Genomic DNA, 10946 nt, shown 5'->3' with positions numbered 1-10946 from the left:
GGTGACCGATGGGTCAGTAAGCAGACGCTTCAGATTCGGCGCATCGTAGGTGTCGCGGTCCAGCTTCACCACATGCGCGTCGCCGCCCCCGTCCGACAGCTGGATCACGCACAGCGGGTCGCGGCCCAGCCGCAGGCCCATGGTCTCGGAATCGATGGCGACGGCCGTCGCGCTCGCCAGCGCGCCGGCCGGCAGATCGCCTTCATGGACGTGGGTGGTCACTTGGCCTTCGACTCCGACAGATAACCCCGGTTTATCTTAGGGGTGGTGCCCAGGAAAGGACTCGAACCTTCACGGCCGTTAAGCCACTGGCACCTGAAGCCAGCGCGTCTACCAATTCCGCCACCTGGGCCCCGTCCGTCGGATCGGGAGGCGGCTACATATGGCAAGGTCCGGACCGGGTCAACGGGGCCATGCCGTGAGTCTTCCTGGTCGCATTGCGGCGCGCGGCCGCATCGTCTAATCCGCACGCCATTCCAAGGGCTACAGGACCGCCATGCAGAACCTCGTCACCGTCTTCGGGGGCTCCGGCTTCGTCGGCACGCAGGCCGTCCGCTACCTCGCCAAGGCCGGCTGGCGGATCCGCGTGGCCGTGCGCAACCCCAACCTCGCCTACAAGATGCGGCTGCTGGGCGACGTGGGGCAGATCGACGTGGTCCAGGCCAACATCCGCAACCAGCCCTCGATCGAGCGCGCGCTGGACGGCGCGACCGCTTCGCTGAACCTCGTGGGCGTGCTGCGCGAGACCGGCCGCCAGGGCTTCCAGGCGACCCACGTGATGGGCGCGAAGACCGCGGCCGAGGCCGCCCAGGCGCTGGGCGTGCGCCGCATCGTCCAGGTCTCCGCGATCGGCGCCGACCCGAACGGCCCGTCGAAGTACGCTCGCACCAAGGCCGAGGGCGAGGCCGCCGTGCGCCAGGTGTTCGCCGACGCCGCGATCGTTCGCCCCGGCATCGTGTTCGGCAACGGCGACAGCTTCTTCAACAAGTTCGCCAGCATGGCGCAGCTCTCGCCGGTCCTGCCGCTTATCGGCGGCGGCGAGACCCGCTTCCAGCCGGTGTTCGTGGGCGACGTGGGCCGGGCGCTGGCCCGCATCGTCGCCGACGAGGCTTCGGCCGGCCAGACCTTCGAGCTCGCCGGCCCGGGCGTCTTCACCTTCCGCGAGCTGATGGAGAAGATGTTGGCCGAGACGGGCCAGCGCCGCCTGCTGCTGCCGATCCCGTGGCCGGTCGCCCGCACTCTGGGCCGCATCGCCGACCTGGGCGCCGCAATCATCCCGCCACCGGTCACCGCCGACCAGGTCGAGAGCCTGCGTGTGGACAACGTGGCCAGCGGCCAGCACCCGGGCCTTGCCGAGTTGGGCATCACGCCGACCACCCTGGAAGCCGTGCTGCCGACCTACCTCTACCGCTACCGCAAGGGCGGCCAGTACGCCGACCAGGACGCCCGCGAGCTGGAAGCCGGCCGGGCTTAGCCGAACGTCAGCAGCGCCAGGCCGGCGCCGCCGATCGCGATCCGCAGCCAGCCGAACGGCGCCAGGCCGCGGCTGGTGACGACCGCCAGCATGGTGCGGATCACCACGATCGCCACCAGGAACGCCACGACGAAGCCGATGGCGATCAGCGGGATCGTCTCGCTGGTCAGCTGACCGCGGCTCTCCCAGGCGTCGAGCACGAAGGCGCCCAGCATGGTGGGGATCGCCAGGAAGAACGTGAACTCGGCCGCCGCGCGCTTCTCGACGCCCATCAGCATGCCGCCGACGATGGTGGCGCCCGAGCGCGAGACGCCGGGCATCATGGCCAGCACCTGGAAGAAGCCGATGGCGAGCGCCCGGCCCAGGGTGAGGCGGAAGGGGTCGGTCTCGACGGGCTTGGGCGCAAGCCGGTCCACGAACAGCAGGATCACCCCGCCGACGATCAGCGAGATGCACTGGGTCCGCGGGCTGTCGAACAGCACCGCCTTGATGAAATCGTGCGCCAGCAGGCCCAGCACCACCGAGGGCAGGAAGGCCACGATCACCGACAGCGCGAACTTCCGGGCGGCCGGGTCGGTCGGGAGGGCCACGACCTGCGCCCACAGCTTGGGGAAGTAGAGGACGACGACCGCCAGGATCGCGCCCAGCTGGATCATCACCGCGAAGGTGTCCCAGAAGCCGCTCGGCAGGCCCAGCGCCTCCTTGGCCAGCAGCATCATCCCCGTGGACGAGACCGGGATGAACTCGGTCAGCCCCTCGATGACCCCCAGGATGACGGCATAGACCCAGTCCGGCAGCACGGCGCACTCCCTCGAATCGGCGGGGCCGATCAGGCGGCGACCATAGGGGCGAAAAGTGATGATCTCAAAATTGGACTAAATGCGGGCCCGCACGGTGTCCGAGCCTAATTCGCATCGAAGCGCGGTGGACTTATAGTCCAAAAAATTGACTCAAGCCTTCCCAGGCCTGAAATCGCGCTCTAGATGGCCGGCTCGGACAGAAGAGGGCCCGTCATGGCCGAGCGCATGCTGAAGTTCACGGTCACGCCGCGGGCGACGCCCGAGAAGCGGGACGCCGGCGCGCGCTCGGGCGACTTCCACGAGATCTACCGCGAGTTCATCGACGCCAAGGCGAGTGAGCAGGCTTCGCGCTGCAGCCAGTGCGGCGTGCCGTTCTGTCAGACGCACTGCCCGCTCCACAACAACATCCCCGACTGGCTGCGGATGACCGCCGAGGGCCGGCTCGAGGAGGCCTACCAGCTCTCCCAGGCCACCAATTCGATGCCCGAGGTCTGCGGCCGCATCTGCCCGCAGGACCGCCTGTGCGAGGGCAATTGCGTCATCGAGCAGTCGGGCCACGGCACGGTCACCATCGGCGCGGTCGAGAAGTACCTGACCGACAAGGCCTGGGAGATGGGCTGGGTGAAGCCGCTTCAGCCCGGCGCCGAGCGCGGCCAGTCGGTGGGGATCGTGGGCGCCGGCCCCGCGGGCCTCGCCGCCGCCGAGCGCCTGCGCGAGCTGGGCTACGCCGTCACCGTCTACGACCGCCACGACCGCCCTGGCGGCCTGCTGGTCTACGGCATCCCGGGCTTCAAGCTGGAGAAGGAGGTCGTCGAGCGCCGCACGCGCCGGCTGGCCGAGGGCGGGGTGACCTTCGTGCTGAACTTCGAGGTCGGCCGCGATGCGACCCTGGCGGAGCTGCGCGAGCGGCATGACAGCTTGCTGGTCGCCACCGGCGTCTATGCGGCGCGTGACATGCCCCTCCCCGGCGCCGGCTCGACCGGTGTGGTCCCGGCCCTCGACTACCTGATCGCCGCCAACCGCGTGGGCCTGGGCGACGCCGTGCCCGACTTCGCCTCCGGCCGCCTGGACGCCAAGGGCAAGGCCGTCGTGGTCGTCGGCGGCGGCGACACCGCCATGGACTGCGTGCGCACGGCGATCCGCCAGGGTGCGACCTCGGTCACCTGCCTCTACCGTCGCGACCGCGCCAACATGCCGGGCTCGGACCGCGAAGTGGCCCACGCCATGGAGGAGGGCGTGGTTTTCGAATGGCTGGCCGCGCCCCGCGCCGTCACCGGCGACGCGCTGAAGGCAGCCGGCGTGGTCGCCGCGCGCATGCGGCTGGGCGCGCCGGACGCCTCGGGCCGCCAGGCGCCGGAGGAGATTCCAGGCGGCGACTTCGACCTCTCCGCCGACCTTGTCATCAAGGCGCTGGGCTTCGATCCCGAGGACCTACCGGGCGCCTTCGCCGCGCCGGAGCTCGCGGTCACCCGCTGGGGCACGGTGAAGGCTGATATCCGGAACCTGATGACCTCGATTCCCGGCGTGTTCGCCGCCGGCGACATCGTCCGCGGCGCTTCGCTGGTCGTCTGGGCGATCCGCGACGGCCGCGACGCCGCCGAGGCGATGCACCGCTACCTCATGGCCCACGCGGCCGCCGACCTGATCGCCGCGGAGTGAGCGCGATGACCGATTTCCTCGACCGCTACGAGCGCGACCGCGACCGCCTCATCGCCGCGAACGGATACGACATCACCGCCCAGCACGACGCCTGCGGCGTGGGCCTGGTGTGCGCCATCGACGGCCAGCCGCGCCGCGAGGTGGTGGAGCTGGCGATCCGGGCGCTGAAGGGCGTCTGGCACCGCGGCGCCGTCGACGCCGACGGCAAGACCGGCGACGGCGCGGGCGTGCTCGTCTCGGTCCCGCAGGACTTCTTCGCCGCCCACGTCGAGCGCATCGGCCACAAGGTGCGCCCCGGCCCCATCGCCGTCGGCCAGGTCTTCCTGCCGCGCACCGACCTGGGCGCCCAGGAGGCCTGCCGGACTATCGTGGAGAGCGAGGCGCTGCGCTTCGGATTCTACATCTACGGCTGGCGCCAGGTGCCCACCGACACTTCGGTGATCGGCGAAAAAGCGAACGCCACGCGCCCCGAGATCGAGCAGATCATGCTCAGCCCGCCGAAGGGCCTGGAGGGCGAGGCGCTGGAACGCGCGCTGTTCCTCTGCCGCAAGCGGATCGAGAAGCGCGTGGCGGCGGCCAACATCCAGCATTTCTACATCTGCTCGCTGTCGGCCCGGGCGCTGATCTACAAGGGCATGTTCCTCGCCGAGCACATCGACGAGTTCTACCCGGACCTCACCGACCCGCGCTTCAAGGCGGCGGTGGCGATCTTCCACCAGCGCTACTCCACCAACACCTTCCCGGAATGGCGGCTGGCCCAGCCGTTCCGGATGCTGGCCCACAACGGCGAGATCAACACGCTGAAGGGCAACGTGAACTGGATGAAGAGCCACGAGATCCGCATGGCGGCCGGGGCCTTCGGCGACTACCAGGACGACATCAAGCCGGTGATCCAGCCGGGCGGCTCGGACTCCTCGGCGCTGGACAACACCTTCGAGGTGCTGGTGCGCGCCGGCCGCGATGCTCCGATGGCCAAGACGCTGCTGATCCCCGAGGCCTGGGCCGCGCGCTCCAAGGAGCAGATCAAGGACAGCCACAAGGCGCTCTACTCGTACTGCAACGCGGTGATGGAGCCGTGGGACGGCCCCGCCGCCATCTGCGCCAGCGACGGCCGCTGGGTGGTGGCCGGCAAGGACCGCAGCGGGCTGCGCCCCATGCGCGTGGCCGAGACCTCGGATGGCCTGCTGATCGTGGGGTCGGAAGCCGGCATGTGCCGCGTCGACGAGAGCCGCATCGTGCGCAAGGCCCACGTCGAACCGGGCCGCATGATCGCCGTCGATCTGGTCGAAGGCCGCCTCTACCACGAGGAGGCGATCCTCGACCGGCTGGCGTCCGAGCATCCCTACGACAAGTGGCTCGGCAACATGGTCGACCTGGAGACCCGCATCGGGCCCGGCGTCGAGCCGCGGATGTACGGCCGTGAGGAGCTGGTCCGCCGCCAGGCCGCGGCCGGCCTCACCCTGGAGGACCTCGAGCTGGTCCTGGCCCCCATGGTCGAGGACGCGAAGGAGGCCGTGGGCTCGATGGGCGACGACACGCCGCTGGCGGTGCTCTCGGACCGCTACCGCCCGCTCAGCCATTTCTTCCTGCAGAACTTCAGCCAGGTGACCAACCCGCCGATCGACTCGCTGCGCGAGACGGGCGTGATGAGCCTGAAGACCCGGTTCAAGAACCTCGGCAACATCCTGGCCGAGGACGAGACCCAGACCGACGTCTTCGTGCTGGAGAGCCCGGTGCTGACCACCGGCATGTACCAGCGCGTGGTGGGCGAGATCGGCGCGAAGAATGTCGCCCTCGTCGACTGCACCATGCCGATCCCGGCGGCCGACGGCCGGGGCGGCGATGCGCTGCGCGCCAACCTCGACCGCATCCGCGTCGAGGCCGAGGACGCGGCGCTGCGCGGCTGCTCGACCATCGTGCTGACCGACGAGGCGTCGGGTCCCGACCGCGTCGCCCTGCCGATGATCCTGGCGACCGGCGGCGTCCACGCCTGGCTGGTGGCCAAGGGCCTGCGCAGCTACGTCTCCATCATCGTCCGCTCGGCGGAGTGCCTCGACACGCACGCCTTCGCGGTGCTGGTGGGCGTGGGCGCGACGGCGGTGAACGCCTACCTGGCGCAGGAGAGCTTCCTGGACCGCCTCGACCGCGGCCTGACCGGCGAGCTCTCGCTGCGCGACCTCTGCCTGAACCACAAGACGGCGATCGAGGGCGGCCTCCTGAAGATCATCTCCAAGATGGGTATCTCGGTGATCTCGTCGTACCGCGGCGGCTACAACTTCGAGGCCGTCGGCCTGTCGCGCAGCCTGGTGGCCGAGTTCTTCCCCGGCATGCCGTCGCGCATCTCTGGCATCGGTCTCGCCGGCCTGGAGGCGAAGGCCGTCGAGCTGCACAGGAAGGCCTGGGATCCGGCGGCGATCAGCCTGCCGGTGGGTGGCTTCTACAAGGCCCGTCGCGCCGGCGAGGCGCACGCCTTCGAGGCGCGGATGATCCACGTGCTGCAGTCGGCCTGCGACCGCGGCGATTACCAGCTCTACAAGCGCTTCTCCGAAGGCGTGCGCAGCTTCCCGGCCATCCAGCTCCGCGACCTCCTCGACATCCGCGCCGAGGGCAAGGCCGCCCCGCTGGAGGAGGTCGAGAGCGTCAACGAGATCAGGAAGCGGTTCGTCACCCCGGGCATGAGCCTGGGCGCCCTCAGCCCCGAGGCGCACGGCGTGCTCAACATCGCCATGAACCGGATCGGCGCGAAGAGCGTGTCCGGCGAAGGCGGCGAGGACCGCTCGCGCTACACGCCGCTGCCGAACGGCGACAACCCCAACTCGGCGGTGAAGCAGATCGCCTCGGGCCGGTTCGGCGTCACCGCCGAGTACCTGAACCAGTGCCGCGAGATCGAGATCAAGGTCAGCCAGGGCGCCAAGCCCGGCGAGGGCGGCCAGCTCCCGGGCTTCAAGGTCACCGAGCTGATCGCGAAGCTGCGCCACGCCACGCCCGGCGTGATGCTGATCAGCCCGCCTCCGCACCACGACATCTACTCGATCGAGGACCTGGCCCAGCTCATCTACGACCTGAAGCAGATCAACCCCGACGCCCGGGTGACCGTGAAGCTGGTCGCCATGACCGGCATCGGCGCGATCGCGGCGGGCGTGGCCAAGGCCAAGGCCGACACCATCCTGATCTCCGGAAACGTCGGCGGCACGGGCGCCAGCCCGCAGACCTCGATCAAGTACGCCGGCGCGCCGTGGGAGATGGGCCTCTCCGAAGCCCACCAGGTGCTGACGCTCAACAACCTGCGCCACTTCGTGCGGCTGCGGACCGACGGCGGCATCCGCACCGGCCGCGACGTGGTGATCGCCGCGATGCTGGGCGCCGAGGAGTACGGCATCGGCACCGCCAGCCTGATCGCCATGGGCTGCATCATGGTGCGCCAGTGTCACTCCAACACCTGCCCGGTCGGCGTCTGCACCCAGGACGAGAGCCTGCGGGCGAAGTTCACGGGCAGCCCGGAGAAGGTGATCAACCTCTTCACCTTCATCGCCGAAGAGGTGCGCGAGATCCTGGCCAAGCTGGGCGCGCGCTCGCTCGAGGAGATCGTCGGCCGCACCGACCTGCTCATGCAGGTCAGCCGCGGCGGCGAGCACCTGGACGACCTCGACCTCAACCCGCTGCTGGTGAAGGCGGACCCGGGTCCGAACAAGCCCTACTGCACGGTCGCCGGCCGCAACGAGGTGCCCGACACGCTCGACGCCCAGATCGTCCGCGACGCCGCGCCCCTCCTCGAGCGCGGCGAGAAGATGCAGCTCACCTACACGGTCCAGAACACGGCCCGCGCCATCGGCACGCGGACCAGTTCGCACATGGTCCGCAAGTTCGGCATGGACGGCCTGCAGCCGGGCCACCTGACCGTCCAGCTCAAGGGCTCGGCCGGCCAGAGCCTGGGCGCCTTCGCGGTCCAGGGCCTGCGGCTGGAAGTGACCGGCGAGGCGAACGACTACGTCGGCAAGGGCCTCTCGGGCGCCACCATCGTGGTGCGCCCGACCCCGGGCCTCGCCAACCCGCACCGCCAGGCGATCATCGGCAACACCGTGCTCTATGGCGCGACCTCTGGCCGGCTTTTCGCGGCGGGCCTCGCGGGCGAACGCTTCGGCGTGCGGAACTCGGGCGCGACGGCGGTCATCGAGGGCTGCGGCGCCAACGGCTGCGAGTACATGACCGGCGGCACGGTGGTGATCCTCGGGCCCGTGGGCTTCAACTTCGCGGCCGGCATGACCGGCGGCATGGCGTTCGTCCACGATGCCGAAGACCGCCTGCGCCTGTCGCTCAATGCCGACAGCGTAGTCGTCTGCCGGGTGGGTTCGGCCCACTGGCAGGCTGTGCTGCGGGCGCTGGTGGAAGAGCACGCCGCCGAGACCGGCTCAGGCCTGGCCGCCGACCTGCTGCGCAACTGGGACGCCGCCGTCGGCCAGTTCTGGCAGGTCTGCCCGAAGGAGATGGTCGGCCGGCTGGATCATCCCCTCGAGGCCGAAGAGCGCGTGCCCGAGCGGGCCTCCCTCCCTTAATGGGGAGGGACAGCTCGCCGGAGGCGAGCAGGGTGGGGAGGTGTTGATCCTCCCCCGCCTCTCAGTCCCGGCTCACGCTTCCCCACCCTGGCCGCGTTGCGGCCTGTCCCTCCCCATTAAGGGAGGGATTCCGGCTCCGGCCCTACGTACCGCGCTCTTGGCCGTATCAGCCGGTCCTGCTGGCCCTGCTCGATGGCGTGCGCGATCCAGCCGGCGCAGCGGGCCACGCTGAACAACGCGAACGGGGCGTCCCTGGGCAGCTTCAGCGCCTCGCTCGCCGCCATCAGCGTGAAGTCGACGTTGGGCGCGAGGCCGGTGATCGCCCAGACCATCTCCTGCAGCCGCGCCAGTTGCGGCGGCGGCGTGAACCGCTCCAGCAGCGCCGCCGCACGCGGATCGCCGTCGGGATAGAGGGGGTGGCCGAAGCCGGGGAGGGCACGGTCGTCGGTGAGCCGGCTGGCGATCGCCTCGCGGGGGCCTAGCTCCGCCGCCTCGGCCGCAAACCGCCGCACCGCCTCGGTCGCCCCGCCGTGCCGGGGCCCCGACAGCGTCGAGAGCCCCGCCAGCGCCGCCGCCGCCAGCGACGCGCCGGTCGAGGCCGCCACCCGCGCCGCGAAGGCCGAGGCGTTCAGCTCATGGTCGGCCACAAGCACCAGGATTCTGCGGATCAGGTCCGCGCCCGGCCCGCCCGGTCCCTGGCCCCAGGCCAACGCCAGCCGGTTGTGGATCGCGCCGCCGCCCACCTCGCCGGCGATGGCGTCGGTCAGCACGTCCAGCAGCGTCGCGGCTTCCACCGCCAGCGCCAGCGCCGCCCGCCCGCGCGCCGGCAAGTCCGTGGCCGCCCGCTCGGCCAACGCCAGGAACGCCCGCTCCCGCATCCCCGGCGCCGCGGGCGGCCGCGGCCGGTCGGTGCGCTTCAGCGCCGCCCCGTGCCCGCCGCGCAACAGCCGCGCCACCGCCTCCAGGGTCTCGGTCTCGCTGAGCCGGATCGCGTCGCGCCCGCGGTAGAACAGCCGCCCGCCGCTCACCGTGGTGATCTCGGAGCTCAGCACCGGCTCGCCCCAGCTGATCGCCCCCGTCGCCACGTCCGATATCTTGCGGCTGCGCGACTTGCGCTCGGCCAGCGCTGCGATGTCGGCCGCGCGATAGAGGCTGCGGCGCGGGTCGCCGGGGTCGGGCCGCACACTGACGCGGCCCCGGCTCACATAGGCGTAGAGCGTTTGCGGTCGCACCTTCAGGCGGGCCTGGGCTTCCTCGGCGGCGATCCAGTCGGCTTGCGGCATATATTGATCATATTGATCAAGATTGACGAGTCCAGGTTGGAAGCTTTTCTCTCCGTCCGCAAGAGAGATGGAGACCTTCCCATGACCGCGACTTCCGCTGCTTCCGATGGCCTCGAAGGCGTCGTCGCCGCCGAAACCGTGCTCAGCGAAGTGGACGGCGCGAACGGCGTACTGATCGTCCGCGGCCGTTCGCTGGACGAACTGGCCGGCCGCACCACCTACGAGGACGTGGTCGGCCTGCTGTTCGCGGGCTTCTACGAGGACCTGCCCGCCGACATCCCGGCCGCGCTGGGCGCCGCCCGCGCCGAAGTGTTCGCCGAGGTGGCGGCCCTCGACACCGGTGTCCTCGACCGCAACCCGATCGAGGCCATGCGGGCGCTGACCGCCCGCCTGGCCGACGGCGACGACGCCCAGGTGGCCTTCCGCCTGCTGGCCGCGCCGGCCGTCTTCACCGCCGCCGTGGTGCGCGCCCAGGCGGGCGAAGCGCCGATCGCGCCCGACCCGTCGCTGCGCCACGCCGCCGACATCCTGCGCATGCTGCGCGGCGCCCCCGCCAGCGCGGCCGAGGCCGATGCGCTGGACACCTATCTCGTCACCGTCGCCGATCACGGCCTGAACGCGTCGACGTTCGCGGCCCGCGTCGTCGCCTCCACCCGCGCTGGCCTCACCTCGGCGGTCCTCGCCGGCATTAGCGCGTTGAAAGGCCCGCTGCACGGCGGCGCGCCCGGGCCGGTGATCGAGATGCTGGACGCGATCGGCGAGCCCTCGAACGCACGCGCCTGGATCGAGGGCGCGCTCGCCCGCGGCGACCGGCTGATGGGCTTCGGCCACCGCGTCTACAAGGTGCGCGACCCGCGGGCCGACGCGCTCAAGGCCGCCGTCCGCTGGCTGGACGCCCGCCAGGGACGGCTTGAGTTCGCCGAGGCCGTGGAGGCCGCCGCCCTCGCCATCCTGCGCGAGCACAAGCCCAACCGCTCGCTGCAGACCAACGTCGAATTCTACACGGCGTTGCTGCTCGAGGCGCTGGCCTTCCCGCCCAGCGCCTTCACCAACGTCTTCGCCATGGGCCGCGTCGCGGGCTGGCTGGCCCACGCCCGCGAGCAGCTCGCCGGCGGCCGTCTGATCCGCCCCGCCAGCGTCTACGTGGGCCCGATGCCGAAGAAGGCGGCGTAACGAA

General features: G+C 70.9%; 6 protein-coding genes, 1 tRNA gene and 1 pseudogene. 4 read left to right on the top strand and 4 right to left on the bottom strand.

Annotation, left to right across the window (positions count from 1 at the left end; translation table 11 throughout):
- Nucleotides 1-222: pseudogene (locus VGD44_RS17400) on the bottom strand (ribonuclease D); the annotation flags it as partial.
- A gap of 43 nt (nucleotides 223-265) precedes the next feature.
- Nucleotides 266-352, bottom strand: a tRNA-Leu gene (locus tag VGD44_RS17395).
- Nucleotides 353-496: 144 nt separating this feature from the next.
- Here VGD44_RS17395 and VGD44_RS17390 point away from each other — a divergent pair.
- Entirely contained in the window at nucleotides 497-1474 is a 978-nt protein-coding gene (locus VGD44_RS17390; RefSeq protein ID WP_331089413.1) for a complex I NDUFA9 subunit family protein, read from the top strand.
- Here VGD44_RS17390 and VGD44_RS17385 read toward each other — a convergent pair.
- Nucleotides 1471-2271, bottom strand: a complete 801-nt coding sequence (locus VGD44_RS17385) for an undecaprenyl-diphosphate phosphatase (protein ID WP_331089415.1) — start codon at nucleotides 2269-2271, stop codon at nucleotides 1471-1473. The two genes, VGD44_RS17390 and VGD44_RS17385, sit on opposite strands and share 4 nt — an antisense overlap.
- A 216-nt stretch (nucleotides 2272-2487) precedes the next feature.
- Between VGD44_RS17385 and VGD44_RS17380 the strand changes: the two genes are divergently transcribed.
- Both VGD44_RS17380 and gltB read left to right on the top strand, forming a co-directional pair.
- Nucleotides 2488-3933 carry an NAD(P)-dependent oxidoreductase gene (locus tag VGD44_RS17380; RefSeq protein WP_331089411.1) on the top strand — a complete coding sequence of 482 codons (1446 nt, stop codon included), beginning with the start codon at nucleotides 2488-2490 and terminating at the stop codon, nucleotides 3931-3933.
- A 5-nt stretch (nucleotides 3934-3938) separates the two neighbouring features.
- Nucleotides 3939-8486 carry a glutamate synthase large subunit gene (gene gltB / locus VGD44_RS17375; protein WP_331089409.1) on the top strand — a complete coding sequence of 1516 codons (4548 nt, stop codon included), beginning with the start codon at nucleotides 3939-3941 and terminating at the stop codon, nucleotides 8484-8486.
- Between the two features lie 116 nt (nucleotides 8487-8602).
- Here gltB and VGD44_RS17370 read toward each other — a convergent pair whose 3' ends face one another.
- Nucleotides 8603-9769, bottom strand: coding sequence for a citrate synthase (locus VGD44_RS17370; RefSeq protein ID WP_331089407.1), 1167 nt, complete (start codon nucleotides 9767-9769; stop codon nucleotides 8603-8605).
- 81 nt (nucleotides 9770-9850) lie between these two features.
- Here VGD44_RS17370 and VGD44_RS17365 point away from each other — a divergent pair, with 81 nt between their 5' ends.
- Nucleotides 9851-10942 carry a citrate synthase/methylcitrate synthase gene (locus tag VGD44_RS17365; RefSeq protein WP_331089405.1) on the top strand — a complete coding sequence of 364 codons (1092 nt, stop codon included), beginning with the start codon at nucleotides 9851-9853 and terminating at the stop codon, nucleotides 10940-10942.
- Nucleotides 10943-10946 lie beyond the last annotated feature (4 nt).

It is taken from the genome of Phenylobacterium sp., from assembly GCF_036402295.1.
GTDB lineage: Bacteria > Pseudomonadota > Alphaproteobacteria > Caulobacterales > Caulobacteraceae > Phenylobacterium.
Note: the sequence above shows the minus strand (reverse complement) of the source record. Positions and strands in the feature narration are given on the sequence as shown.